Source organism: Odoribacter sp. N54.MGS-14, from assembly GCF_000980295.1.
GTDB classification, from domain to species: Bacteria; Bacteroidota; Bacteroidia; order Bacteroidales; family Marinifilaceae; genus Odoribacter; species Odoribacter splanchnicus.
Genome location: NZ_LARL01000035.1, coordinates 1 through 13,767, shown reverse-complemented (window position 1 = coordinate 13,767; position 13,767 = coordinate 1). Strand labels below are relative to the sequence as shown.

The 13,767-nt window shown below is 45.0% G+C and carries 12 protein-coding genes and 1 riboswitch; of the genes, 7 read left to right on the top strand and 5 right to left on the bottom strand.

The window, feature by feature from the left end:
• Positions 1-8: 8 nt before the first annotated feature.
• The 6 genes from WS42_RS08505 to cbiD all read left to right on the top strand — a co-directional run bounded on the left by WS42_RS08505 (position 9) and on the right by cbiD (position 8,176).
• A complete protein-coding gene (locus WS42_RS08505) occupies positions 9-1,217 on the top strand; it encodes a bifunctional cobalt-precorrin-7 (C(5))-methyltransferase/cobalt-precorrin-6B (C(15))-methyltransferase (RefSeq protein WP_046403187.1) in 1,209 nt (402 codons plus the stop codon).
• A gap of 29 nt (positions 1,218-1,246) precedes the next feature.
• Entirely contained in the window at positions 1,247-2,509 is a 1,263-nt protein-coding gene (locus tag WS42_RS08500) for an Nramp family divalent metal transporter (RefSeq protein ID WP_113028518.1), read from the top strand.
• A 6-nt stretch (positions 2,510-2,515) separates the two neighbouring features.
• On the top strand, positions 2,516-3,688 hold the full coding sequence (locus tag WS42_RS08495) for a M24 family metallopeptidase (protein WP_046403190.1): 1,173 nt from the start codon (positions 2,516-2,518) through the stop codon (positions 3,686-3,688).
• A gap of 16 nt (positions 3,689-3,704) precedes the next feature.
• Positions 3,705-5,546, top strand: a complete 1,842-nt coding sequence (gene cobM, locus WS42_RS08490) for a precorrin-4 C(11)-methyltransferase (RefSeq protein ID WP_374938090.1) — start codon at positions 3,705-3,707, stop codon at positions 5,544-5,546.
• Between the two features lie 63 nt (positions 5,547-5,609).
• Positions 5,610-6,335: a transposase gene (locus tag WS42_RS08485; protein WP_046403194.1), complete on the top strand. Its 726-nt coding sequence runs from the start codon at positions 5,610-5,612 to the stop codon at positions 6,333-6,335.
• Between the two features lie 41 nt (positions 6,336-6,376).
• The gene (gene cbiD / locus WS42_RS08480) at positions 6,377-8,176 is read left to right on the top strand and encodes a cobalt-precorrin-5B (C(1))-methyltransferase CbiD (protein ID WP_046403195.1); all 1,800 of its coding nucleotides are present in this window, start codon (positions 6,377-6,379) and stop codon (positions 8,174-8,176) included.
• A 7-nt stretch (positions 8,177-8,183) separates the two neighbouring features.
• Here the strand turns inward: cbiD and WS42_RS08475 are convergent, their stop codons facing one another.
• The 5 genes from WS42_RS08475 to WS42_RS08455 form a co-directional block, all read right to left on the bottom strand.
• On the bottom strand, positions 8,184-8,540 hold the full coding sequence (locus WS42_RS08475; RefSeq protein WP_022160261.1) for a DUF2023 family protein: 357 nt from the start codon (positions 8,538-8,540) through the stop codon (positions 8,184-8,186).
• Positions 8,541-8,550: 10 nt separating this feature from the next.
• Entirely contained in the window at positions 8,551-9,054 is a 504-nt protein-coding gene (gene fldA, locus WS42_RS08470; protein WP_022160262.1) for a flavodoxin FldA, read from the bottom strand.
• A gap of 206 nt (positions 9,055-9,260) precedes the next feature.
• Complete coding sequence (locus tag WS42_RS08465) at positions 9,261-10,265, bottom strand: ABC transporter ATP-binding protein (protein ID WP_022160263.1); 1,005 nt, start codon at positions 10,263-10,265, stop codon at positions 9,261-9,263.
• Complete coding sequence (locus WS42_RS08460) at positions 10,258-11,301, bottom strand: iron chelate uptake ABC transporter family permease subunit (RefSeq protein ID WP_046403197.1); 1,044 nt, start codon at positions 11,299-11,301, stop codon at positions 10,258-10,260. Before WS42_RS08460 ends, WS42_RS08465 begins: the two co-directional genes overlap by 8 nt.
• 5 nt (positions 11,302-11,306) lie before the next feature.
• On the bottom strand, positions 11,307-12,449 hold the full coding sequence (locus tag WS42_RS08455; RefSeq protein ID WP_022160265.1) for an ABC transporter substrate-binding protein: 1,143 nt from the start codon (positions 12,447-12,449) through the stop codon (positions 11,307-11,309).
• Between the two features lie 23 nt (positions 12,450-12,472).
• A riboswitch (cobalamin riboswitch) is annotated at positions 12,473-12,663 on the bottom strand.
• Between the two features lie 150 nt (positions 12,664-12,813).
• Between WS42_RS08455 and WS42_RS08450 the strand changes: the two genes are divergently transcribed.
• A partial coding sequence (locus WS42_RS08450) for a DPP IV N-terminal domain-containing protein (RefSeq protein WP_286728464.1) occupies positions 12,814-13,767 on the top strand: 954 nt, incomplete at its 3' end.

Here is a 13,767-nt window from a genome sequence, read left to right as displayed (position 1 = left end):
AGAGATAAATGAAAAAATTCTATATCATAGGCATCGACGATAATGGCCAAAGGGAATTTCAGGCTGAAGTTCGGGAGATCATTACAACTCATCGGGTATTTTCCGGGGGGAAGCGTCATTATGAGTTGATGCGCGACCGTCTGCCGGAACAGTATGTTTGGATTGATATCACCGTACCTCTGGAGGAGGTTTTTGAGAAATATGCCGCTTATTGCGAAGTGGTGGTTTTTGCCTCGGGTGATCCGCTTTTTTTCGGATTTGCCAATACGGTAAAGAGCCGTTTACCGGAAGCGGAGATACAAGTCTTCCCCTGGTTCAATTCTTTACAAATGCTGGCTCATCGTTTGGTCATTCCTTATCAGGATATGGAGGTCGTTTCCCTTACGGGGCGTCCGTGGCATGAGTTCGACCGGGCTTTGATTGCAGGAAAGGAAAAGATCGGGGTGTTGACCGACCGTCAGCATACTCCGGTAGCGATTGCCGGGCGTATGTTGGAATACGGGTATGCCGGCTACCGGATGCATATCGGTGAAATGCTGGGAAATGTGACCGAACGGGTACGGACGATGGAATTGTCTGAGGTGTTGCGTTCGGATTTTGCGTTTCCGAATTGTCTGATGCTTGAAAGGACCGGGCTGCGGAGCCGCCCTTTCGGTATTCCTGAAAATCGGTTTCACCTGTTGGACGGGCGTGCTAAAATGATTACCAAGATGCCTGTCCGTTTACTTACACTCAGTATGCTGGATTTACATAACCGGCATAGCTTCTGGGATATCGGTTTTTGTACAGGTTCCGTGTCTGTCGAGGCCAAATTGCAATTTCCTCATTTGCATATCACGGCTTTTGAAGTTCGGGAGGAAGGGCGTGAATTACTTGAAAAGAATAGCCGGAAATTCGGTACTCCGGGAATAACGGGAGTTATCGGTGATTTTACGGAAGCCGATTTATCGGTTTATCCGGTTCCTGATGCTGTTTTTATCGGTGGACACGGTGGAAAACTTGCCCGTATCCTGACGATATTAGCCGGCATTATGCCTGTAGGAGGTATTGTCGTTTTTAATTCGGTCTCCGAAGAGAGTCTGAACTTATTTCGTCAGGAAGCGGTCCGGTCCGGTTTCCGTCTGACGGACGAATGCCGGATTGCTGTGGACGATCACAATCCGATAACGGTATTGAAAGCTTGTGCTGAGTCGTATTTTAAACCAATACAGGCCTGAGTCGTAAAACTAAGTTTAAATGAATGTTTATGTTTCACTTTATCCGTAAGTCGTTGAAAACGGCAAAACACCATCCCCGGTTAGGAGGACTGGAGATTTTAAAATATATCGGTCCCGGTTTATTGGTTACTGTGGGATTTATCGATCCGGGGAATTGGGCTTCGAATCTGGCTGCCGGTGCCGATTATGGTTATACCCTTTTGTGGATGGTATCGTTGTCTACGGTCATGTTGATCATTTTGCAGCACAATGTGGCTCACTTGGGGATTGCTACCGGGCTGTGTCTTTCCGAAGCCACCATGACCTATATCCGGCCGAAATATGCTAAAATGATATTGTGGACGGCTATGGGAGCTTCGGTGTCCACCTCCCTGGCCGAAATTTTGGGAGGAGCGATCGCTTTGGAAATGTTGTTCGGTATTCCGGTGCGGATCGGAGCTATATTGACTACCGTTTTCGTATGTATTATGCTTTTTACTAATTCCTATCGGATGATCGAACGTTGGATCATCGCTTTTGTGTCTATTATCGGATTATCTTTTATTTACGAACTGTCCCTGGTACATATCGATTGGGGAGAAGCGGCTCTCGCGTGGGTGACTCCTTCTTTTCCTGAAGGTTCGATGGTCGTGATCATGAGTGTTTTGGGAGCAGTGGTGATGCCGCATAATTTATTTCTTCATTCCGAGGTTATTCAGAGCCGGCAATGGAACCTTGAAGACGATAAAGTGATTCGCAGGCAGTTGCGTTATGAGTTTTGGGATACTTTCTTATCCATGATGATCGGTTGGGCAATCAATAGTGCCATGATCCTATTGGCGGCAGCCACTTTTTTCAAAAGCGGTAGTACGGTCAATGAGTTACAGGATGCCAGTGCTTTATTGCAACCGCTTTTAGGAAATAATGCCGCTGTGATTTTTGCCGTGGCTTTGTTGTTTGCCGGCATCGCTTCGACCATTACTTCGGGAATGGCTGCCGGTTCGATCTTTGCCGGCATTTACCGGGAGCCTTACGACATCAAAGACAGTCATTCCCGTTGGGGGGTATTGCTTTCACTGGTGATGGCATTGATTATTATCATGCTGGTTTCTAATCCGTTTATGGGACTCATCTATTCCCAAATGATCCTGAGTATTCAGTTGCCCGTTACGATTTTCCTGCAGGTATATCTGACTTCTTCCGGGAAAGTCATGGGTAAATATAAAAACCGGACTTCTACAAAATGGATCTTATATATTTTGGGAGGGATTGTGACCGTATTGAATGTGATGTTATTTATCAGTATGTTTTGAAGATAGATGGAGAGAAAGCAAATGGAGAACGAGTTGGAGTTGAAATGGCGACGGATTCAGCAGGCTATGCGGCAGGAAGAAGCTGACGGATGTTTGCTGACGATGAATATGAATTTGTACTATGTGTCAGGGCAGGTGTTTAACGGTTATTTTTATCTTCCGGCGGAGGGACGGCCTTATTGGTTTGTCAAGCGACTGACTATACCCGAAACAAATCAGGTACATGTTATCCGGAAACCGGAACAAATACCGGACTTTTTTCGGGACCTGAATCTGGCAATGCCCCGGAAGCTACTTCTTGAGGCGGACGAGCTTTCTTATAATGAATATATCCGTTTGCAACATGTATTCCGGGCTGAAGCTACGGGTAACGCTTCTGCCTTGATACGGCACATCCGAATGATCAAGACGCCTTGGGAAATAGAGCAAATGCGTATCTCTGCCAGGAAGCATGAGGCGGTCTATCGTGAGATTCCAGCCTGTTACCGGCCTGGGATGAGGGATATTGAATTGCAGATCGAAATTGAAAAGCGGATGCGGGTACATGGTTCCCTGGGTTATTTCCGGGCCTTTGGTTCGAATATGGATATCTTTATGGGAAGTCTGTTGGCAGGAGAAAATGCCGGAGAACCTTCCCCTTTTGACTTTGCCTTGGGGGGAACGGGAATGCATGCTTCGGGGCCTTTGGGAGCGAACGGGACTTTGTTGAGGGAAGGAACTACGGTAATGGCGGATATGTCGGGAAACTATACTGCCTATCAAACGGATATGACCCGGGTGTTTTCAATCGGGAAATTACCGGACCGGGCCTACCGGGTGCATCGTGTCGCTTTGGAAATACAGGCTCGCATGGAACGAACGGCAAAACCCGGGGTGCCCTGTGCCGAATTGTATCGGGATGCTTTGGCAATGGCCGGACAAGAAGGGTTGGAGGATTGTTTTATGGGTACCCGTTTTCAGGCAAAATTCGTCGGACATGGGGTTGGATTGGAAATAAATGAATTGCCTGTATTGACCACCCGCTCGAAGGATATACTACAACCGGGAATGACTTTTGCTTTTGAACCGAAGTTCGTGTTGGCAGGAATCGGAGCCGTGGGGATTGAGAATACATTTTTAGTGACAGATTCCGGTGTGGAAAAAATGACTTTATTGGATGAGAATATAATTGAATTATAACTGTAGCTAATTAAATATGATGATAAATACAATGAAAACAGCTATGATAATCGCTTCGGATGCCGGGGCACGAACTGCCGGAATTATCCGGGAAGAACTAGGTAAGGAAGTGGACCTGTTCTCTGTATCGGAACGGAGCGGGTGTGTCCGGATCGATTCGATCACTGATTTTACCTTAAGGCATTTCGGGGATTACGAAGCTTTTGTTTTTATCGGGGCGATGGGAATTTGTGTACGGGCGATCGCTCCTTGTGTGACTTCGAAATATGCAGATCCTGCCGTAGTCAATGTGGACGCTACCGGACATTTTGTTGTGTCGGTTCTGGCCGGCCATGTCGGTGGCGCAAATGCCCTGACCGAACGGTTGGCCCGTATATTAGGGGCTCAGCCTGTGGTTACGACCCAAAGTGACAATACCGGATTATGGGCTTTGGATTTGTTAGGTAAAGAGAATGGCTGGAAAATGGAATACCGGCGTTCCTTGAATGAGCTGATTTCCATTTTCGTCAACCAGCGGCCGACGGCCCTGTTGTTGGATATACGCGATGAGGGAACCGACCGGCTTGAACATTCACGACCGGCCCATGTGGATGTCTATTATCATTTCGAGGATATTCCGGCAGGACGTTATGGGCTGATTATTGCTGTTACTCCCTGTTTGTATGAATGTGAAACACCGATTTTATATTATCATCCGGCTGTACTTCATTTGGGGGTAGGATGCCGTAAGCAGTGTAACCCGACCGGTATTTGGGCTTATATTGGTGATGAATTGAAACGGCATGGACTTTCTCCTTTAGCTGTTAAGGTAGTGACAACTATTGAGTTGAAAAAAGATGAACCTATGGTCGCTGATCTGGTTCGGAATCTGTCTGCTAAAATGCAGATTTACAGGCCTGAGGAACTGAAGGATATAGAAGTACCGAATCCCTCCGGGAAGGTATTCGAGGTGACAGGCGCCTATAGTGTTTCCGAAGCAACTGCTTTGAAAAGTGCCGGGAATACGAAATTATTGCTGGAAAAACAGAAGGGACAGGTTACTCCGGGGAATGATTTTACTTTTGCCGTTGCTCTGGATAGAGAGGCGGAACGAAGCGGTTTCATCGAGATTGTCGGGGCAGGTCCCGGTGATCCGGAACTGGTTTCTGTCCGGGGGAAAAGGTTATTGGAAAAAGCCGATTTGATTCTTTATGCAGGAAGTCTGGTGCCAATCGAGCTTACTTATTATGCAAAGCCGGGGGCGACTGTGCGTAGCTCGGCTTCCATGACTCTGGAAGAGCAATTTGCATTGATGAAAGAGTTTTATGACCGGGGATTATTTATTGTCCGGTTACATACCGGGGATCCTTGTATTTATGGGGCTATCCAGGAGCAAATGGCCTTTTTCGACCGGTACGGTATGCGTTACCGGATTACACCGGGTATCTCTTCTTTCCTGGCTGCTGCTGCTGCATTGCGTTCACAGTTTACCATACCTGAAAAGGTTCAGAGTATTATTCTCACCCGTGGAGAGGGGCGTACACCGATGCCGGAAAAGGAAAAACTCCATCTGTTGGCCCGGTCACAAAGCACGATGTGCATTTTCCTGAGTGCTTCGATTGCCGAAGAAGTACAGCGTGAATTACTGGAATGTTATCCTCCCGAGACTCCTGTGGCAGCCTGTTATCACCTGACCTGGAAAGACGAAAAGATTTTCCGGGGCGAACTCCGTAATTTGGCGGCAATAATGAAAGAGAACAATTTGACCTTGACCACCATGATTGTAGTCGGCGAAGCAATCGGTAACCGGGAAGGTTTGTCAAAACTCTACTCCAGCCATTTCACCCACCTGTTTCGTGGAACAAAGGGACGGGGATAATGTTTCATTTTGTTGTGTGGAATTTTTTTTGTAAATTTAACTTGTGGTTAAATTGGCAAAAAAATGTCCCGGCAGGCTCGTCAACAGTCCAATACAGGTGTATACCACGTCATCCAACGTGGTGTTAATCGTATGTTGATATTCCATGAAGACGCTGATCGACGGATGTTTCTCGATCTTTTGAAATCACAGGCTGGTGAATTTTTCAAAGTGTATTGTTTTTGTTTGATGGATAATCACATTCATCTTATCGTAAAAACCAGTCGCTTGAGTTTTTATATTCATCGGATTTTGACGGCGTATGCGATATGGTTTAATCATAAATATGAACGGGAGGGTTATCTTTTTCAAGATCGTTTTAAAAGTGAGGTCATTGAAGATCAGGGTTACTTGTTGCGTTGTTTTCGGTATGTGCTGCAAAATCCCTTGAAAGCAGGTTTGTGTCATAAAATTTCGGAATACCGGTGGAACAGTTATTCGGTATATTTTAATCCGGTGGATTCTTTTGTTTCCACTGAATTTTTAACTTTGTTTTTCGATAGTAAAGCAGATTTTCAGGCCTATATGTTAGAAGATGAAGACGGGGAATTCATGGAAGCGGGATATCAATTTAAAGATCATGAGGTCCGGAAATTGTTGGAAGAAATGTTGGAAGGGAAAAGTTTTGAGATTTTAACTAAAGTTGAACAGAGACAGGTGCTGAAAGTATTGAAACAGAATCCGAACATTGGATTACGGCAACTTGCCCGTATTACAGGGGTCAGTTTAGGTATAATCCATCGTTTGTAAATGAAACATTACCCCCGTCCCTTTGTTTTAAAAAGGTAAAAATGATATTGGTATTTGGTGGAACTACAGAAGGTAGGGCTGCAGTAGAGACTTTGGATGAAGCCGGGCAAACTTATTATTATTCAACCCGGGGAAACGGACAGCAAGTGGAGTGTATACACGGCATTCGGCTGGTGGGAGCTATGGAAGTGAAAGAGATGATCGATTTCTGCCGGGAACATGGGATTCAATTGTTGGTAGATGCTGCTCATCCGTTTGCCGAACAACTGCACAAGAATATAGGACAAGCTGCTGAAGAATTGAATATTCCGGTTGTTCGTTACGAACGGATTTATCCTCCCCGTGATCCGGACCTGATCTGGTGTGATTCGTATGCAGAAGCTTGTGTATGGTTGAAAAATCAGGGAATACGGAATTTACTGGCGTTGTCCGGTGTGCAGACCATACCTAAATTGAAGGCTTATTGGTTGGAAAATCCTTGTTGGTTCCGGGTACTCGATCGGCCTGAGTCCCGGCAATTAGCTTTAAAATATGGATTCCCGGCAGGGAAGCTGATTTTTTGGGAAGAGGGAAAAGAGGAAAGGGAGTTGTTATTGCAATTACGCCCCGATGCTATCCTGACCAAGGAGAGCGGCCGGTCCGGTTATTTCCGTGAAAAGGTCGAAGCTGCCCGGAAATCAGGTATTCCGGTTGTCGTGATCAAACGTCCGGCATTGCCCGAGGGATTCTATGTCGTAACCGGGAACAACGGTTTGCGGCACCGCATAGAACGTCTGTTGCCCGGATTTTATCCATTGCATAGTGGTTTCACGACCGGTAGCTGTGCCTGTGCTGCTGCAAAAGCGGCTTTATCGACTCTGCTGACGGGAGAAGTGTTGAATCAGGTGATGATCACTCTACCTGACGGCGAAGAAGTCGAATTGCCTGTGAGCCGTACAGAGAAGGACGGACAGAGTATAATCTGCACGGTGGTCAAAGACGCGGGAGATGATCCTGACGTGACTAATAAACGGGAAATCTGTGCAAAAGTAATGCTTTCTAAAGAAACCGGTATTCGTTTTGCCGCAGGGAAAGGAGTAGGTATCGTAACTTTGCCCGGATTGGGTTTGGAGATAGGAGAACCGGCTATAAATCCGACTCCCCGAAAGATGATGGCCGCCGAGACAGAAAAAATTCTGGAAGCTCATCGTATACCGAAACAAGGAGTAGTCATCGAGATTTCGGTACCCGATGGAGAAGAACTGGCTCTCAAAACTTTCAATCCGAAATTAGGTATTGTCGGGGGAATTTCCATTATCGGTACTTCCGGAGTGGTCCGTCCTTTTTCGTCCGAAGCTTTCGTTGCGACCATCCGTAAAGAAATACAGGTAGCTAAAGCATTGGGATGCCGGCATATCGTCATTAATTCGGGAGCTAAAAGTGAGCGGATCCTCCGTGAACGTTTCCCTGAAATGATACCTCAGGCTTTTGTCCATTATGGTAATTATATCGAAGAGACCTTGAAAATCATAGAGGAAGAAGGTATCGGGCGGGTAACGATGGGGATTATGATCGGCAAAGCGGTGAAATTGGCCGAGGGGCATGGGGATACGCATAGCCGGAATGTAGTTATGAACCGCGATTTTATCATCGGTTTGGCGAAGGAAGCCGGTTGTGATGACGGGATTTGTGCCCGCATTTCTGAAATGACTTTAGCCCGGGAATTATGGAACATGTTACCGGCCGATCATCCGTTTTTCTCCTTTCTTTTGAAAAAATGCGAGGAAGTTTGTTATTCCTATATAAAGGGAGAAAAAAAGTGTATAATTGAACTGATGCTGATTTCTGAAGAGTCCTTATGATTAATTATCAGGCACTTTGTATTAAAGTTTTACGATGGTTATAACGTTCGCATTGCTGACACACATCATATCCCAGCATGGTGCCCAGGATAAAATCTTCTTCGGGGGTTAACAGGTTTAATGGACGGTTGCAGATTAACCGGACAATATTGATACATTCTTTTTTTCCGAAAAACAAGTTCAGTCGGTGGGCATTGATGGGACAGATTTCATATTCAAGACCTGATTTTTCTAATCTTTGTATGGCAAAAGATTCATCGGTTTTGTCTATCGTACACAATGCCATGTACCGTATACCTTTTTGTAATTCGTAGATATGGTGTACGAATATTTTCATGTCTCCGGATAAAATGCAACTATCCATGATCAGGGTATTAAATTTCTTTTTTCAACGCATCGGTCCAGTTTTGTATACGGAGTTCCGTTTTATCCGCTTCGTTGTTTTCGTCGATCAATAATCCGACCAGCTGTCCGTCGATTTCGGCAGTGGAGGCATCATAGGTATAATCCGAAGGATCGGCAGTTCCGATAAACGTAGCTCCTGTACCCTGTAATTTTTCATAGATGATCCCGACGGCATCACAGAAAGTAGATCCGAACGACATGGCATCCCCACAACCGAATAGGGCTATTTTTTTACCACTTAGATTTTTTCCGGCTAATTGTTCCAGAAAATCATACCAATCATCCTGCAATTCTCCCGATCCCCAGGTCGAACTTCCTAAGATGAGCAGTTCATACTCTTCAGCTACTTTAGCATCGGTATTTCCTACATTGTACACCTCACTGCTACCGACCCCCAGATGAGAAGCGATCTGCTCCGCTACTGATTCGGTTGTTCCGGTTGTTGAACCGTAAAATATTCCAATCTTTTTCATATTTCATGTTTTAATTAATAAGATCGGAACGAAAATACGCGATTCTATCGGGTTGGAAAATCCCCTCTTTTAGTGAAATTGATCAGAGAAATACCCTAAAAATAGGGAGTTGTATATAGATATTTCGACCGGATTATTTGAGACAGGACAGTATTTATTCCAACAATGCGTCGATCGAATTAGCACAAAACCCCTGTCTCTGTATGTTACAGTGTTAGTTTTTCTAATAATTCTTCTATTGTATGGACTATAATATCTTCCTGGTGAGGAAAATGCAATATGAATTGATCAGGCTGCCTGTTGGTTTCAATGTAAACAGCTGAGTCAATATCGCGATTGGCCAGGATCTCATTTCGTTGAAGGGCTTTACGCACCATGGCATAGCGATAGCCGTGGCCGGTCAGACGGATTTCCTGCCGATAATTGTTGGTGATGCGGAAAAGTCCTGATTCCATGTCGAAAGTAATCCCTTTGCGGGCGAAAAAACGACTGAGGTATCCTTCCAGGGCAAGGTCTTCCGGCGTACCGGAGGTGATACCGTTCACCTTATCCATCAGCCAAATCTTATCGGCGATCTGGAGGGCTAGTTCCAGATCATGAGTCGAAAGAAAAATCGTTTTATCGGTTTCGCGGGTCAGGTGATGAAGCAGTTGCATGATTTCGACTTTGCTTGGGAAATCGAGGAAAGCGGTCGGCTCATCCAGATAAATGACCGGTGTCTCCTGAGCCAAAGCTTTGGCGATCATTGCTTTCTGACGTTCACCGTCACTTAGGGTATGAAGCATTCGGGAAGCCAGAGGATGAATATTGACCAGCCCGATCGCTTTATCCACGATCTCATCGTCAGCCCGGCTTAATTTACCCCAAAAACCTGTATAAGGACTACGGCCCATACCGATTAATTCCCGGACCGTCATATTGCGGATATCACATTTTTCGGTCAACACGACACTGATCACCGTGGATAAGGCCTTGTCCGTATATTTTTCCAATTTTTTTCCAGCCAGGTAAATATCTCCGCTCAATTTGGGCTGGAAGGCCGAAAGGGTGCGCAGTAGGGTGGATTTTCCAATACCGTTCGTTCCTAAAAGGCAGGTCAGTTCACCGGCATAAATATCACTGCAAATATTTTCGGCTACAATTTTAGGGCGTACTTTCCCTTTATAGCCGATCGTCAGGTTACGGAGTTGTATGGTGGCGGTCTTATTCATTCAGTTCGTTTTTACGTTTACGGAATAATACCGAAGCAACAACCGGAGCTCCGATGAGTGCCGTGACCGAATTAACCGGCAGGGCTCCTTCGAAACCCGGCATGCGTGCGATCAGATTACAGGCCAAAGCCAGGGAGGCGCCCATAACCAGACAGGCCGGCATCAAAAGCCGGTGATCCGAAGTTTGGAAAACAGCCCGGCACAGGTGAGGGACTGCCAAGCCTAAAAAGATGATCGGACCGCAATAGGCCGTAACAATAGCCGTCAATACGCCCGAACAGGTGATCACCAGAACTCTGGCCCGTTTGATATTCAATCCCAGATTCCGGGCATAACCCTCTCCCAGCATCAATAAGTTTAATGTTTTCACCAACAAAAAAGACAAGGGGATCAAGATGGCCATGATCGTAACAAAAAGCATCATTTGATTACCGGATACCCGTGAGAAACTTCCCAGCCCCCAGATAACATAGGTTTTAATATCTTCTTCTACACTAAAAAATTTTAAAATACCGATGATGGCATTCGCCAGGTAACCGATCATCACTCCGATAATAAGCAGGGTAACGTTTCCTTTTACTTTATGTGAAGCGAAAACAATCAGTGCCATAACGGATAACGAACCGGCGACGGCAGCGATCGAAAGCGCCACTTCTCCGAAAAGACCGAGGTGGCTGAGGGCTACTCCGCCTATGCTACCTGAAAAAAGTACGACGAAAGCAACTCCCATACTGGCTCCTGAGCTGATTCCTAATACAGAAGGTCCTGCCAGGGGATTGCGAAATACCGTTTGCATCTGCAAGCCACTGATCGACAGACCTGCTCCGGCGACCAAGGCGGTCAATGCCTGCGGAAAACGCGATTTCCAAATGATATTCTGCCAGGTTTGAGGCTCATCTCCTGTACCGGTAAAGATGTGCCATACCGCACTCATCGGTATACGAACCGAACCCAATACCATGTTGAGGAATAAGAATACAACTATACTCAACATGATAAGCAGGATAAAAGTTGTATTTCGTCCGGTTGAAGCCATAGTGATTAGTCTTTTAACTGATGATAGTATACCGGTACGTAATCCGGTAATAATTCCGGGTGAAACACTTTAATGAAATCGGCAAGTAATAATTCCGGTTCCATGGGCATATTTTCGTAATAGGGTTTTTCACGCATATTACAATAAATCACTCCTTTTTGTTTGAAAGCCTTAAAGTCACCGTAACGTTCGTCCTGGGCTAAAAGTGTTTCGTAGGTATATTGTCCCGGGTAGCTATTCAGGATGCGCCAGTAATCTGCCTGGTCGGCTTGATTGTATACCGTTTCGAAATCGAGATATACGCCGCCTGAACGGGGATCGTCTTTCAGGAAATAATCGGCTCCGGCATCTTCGAACACTTGTGCCAGAAAACTTTGTCCTCCTACGGCATACCATGTTCCTCCGTGTATTTCACCGCTGAGTACGACTGGCCGGTGTTCGACCCGGGCTGTCAATCTTTTCAGATCATTGTATTTTTGTTCTATCTCATTGAATATTTTATTCGCCTTTTCTTCCTCTCCGATTAAAAGACCGACAAATTTAATCCACTCGGCTTGTCCCAATGGAGTCGTTTCTTTATAACCCAAATGAGGGACTAGTGGAATATCTACTTCTTTCATAGCGTCGTAGCCCCCTTGTTTGAAGGGAGAGATGAGGATCAGGTCGGGAGCGAGGTTCATAATGATTTCCGCATCGAAATTACCCTCGATACCGATTTTCTGAGTTTTCCCTTCGGCTAACTGTTGTTTGATCGTTGCATTATTCAAAAAGCGGGTACTGCTGATTCCCACGACTTGAGAAGTTGCTCCGAGCTTGATAAAATTAGAGAGTTGTAAAGAAGTCATACAGATGACGCCCCGGATCGGCAGATCGAGTACAGGTATATGCGGGGGAAGCTCAGGATGTGTGCCTCGCTGTCTTAGGGCGAAGGTATATTCCGAACCGGTTTCGCTTTGAGGATCTTTGATATGAAGGAGTCGGTAATTTTCGTGTTGTTCCAGCCAGAAGCCTTGTGCATAACGAATATTCGAACGATCTGTTTGTGTAGCGACAGGGTTTTGTTTTTTGCGGTTACCTGAACGACAGGAACCTAAGGCCAGACAAAAACCGATGGTAAATACCAGTGATAAAAAATAAATCTTTTTCATGCTCTTTTCCTCCGAAAGAAATTTGTTTATTAGCTATGATCGGCAGGTTTTCTGGCTTGTCATCTTTTCTCCTTCCCAAAACGCCCAGGTTTCAGTGGATCATTGAAAAGACCTGCAAAATGACAGTAATGACTTTACAGCTGCGGGGACAGCTTCGGGTTTTCACCGAATTCCCAAATTCCCATGCGGGGATACCGATGCTGCTACAAAGATAGTATTTTAGGCACTTTATCCTGTTAATTTTGTCCAAATTATAAAAAGAATAAATAAAGATTACTACTTTTGGTCACCATGTACTTTTATTTATTGGCCTTTATGAAAGTATGTGTATATGATAATAAGTAGAACGCAAAATGTAAACATGATGAAAAAGATCCTTTTTTTCGCTTTTTTCTGTTGTGCTTTTTTTTCTTATGCACAGAAAGCAGATTTAAAAAATTGTTACAAGTATTCGGAAGAAAATCTGAAGAAGTATTATCACTCTTTGAGTGTATTTCCTTCCTGGATATCCGGGACAGATATGTTTTGGTATAATTATATTACGCCCGGAGGTGCTAAATACTATCTGGTCAATCCGGTCCGTAAAAAAAAACTGGAAATGTTTGACATGGAAGATATGATCGGTAAATTAACCCAAGCTACGGGGATATCATTTAATATCAAAGATTTCCGATTGGGAGGGCTGAAATTTGATGAGGGGGATCCGTATTGTTTTTCTTTTTCCAAGGGAGGACTGGATTTTCATTACAATATCAGAACCCGGGAGCTGAAAAAACTGGACCCTGAACAAGCCTGCCGTTTTTATCCTCCGGCATCCCCTTATTGGTTAAAGTTTTCCCCTGACAGTAGTTACAGTATATATGCTTACCGGCACAATCTGTATCTGCTGAACAGGCAGGATACGGTTCCGGTACAGTTGACCACAGATGGAGAGAAGTATTATTCCTATAGTAATCAGAAGGACAGCGATTCGGATAAAAATACAACTCCCAATATTGTGTGGGCTGGAAATTCTAAGGTGTTTTACTGCTTACGTCAGGACAGGCGTAAGGTTGAAAATTGCTGGGTAGTTGATAATCTGGCCGAACCACGTCCTAAATTGCGTACTTATAAATTCCCTATGCCGGGTGAAAAATATGTTTTTACCTACGATCTGCATTTGTTTTATCCGGAAACCTGCCAACATATTGTTGTGAATATTGATAAATACCCCAATCAGGAGGTTCGGATTGTTGCATCTGATTTGGAAAATTGTCCGGAGGATCTTTATTTTACCCGTAAAAGCAGGACTTGTGATAAAATGGATTTATGCCGGGTG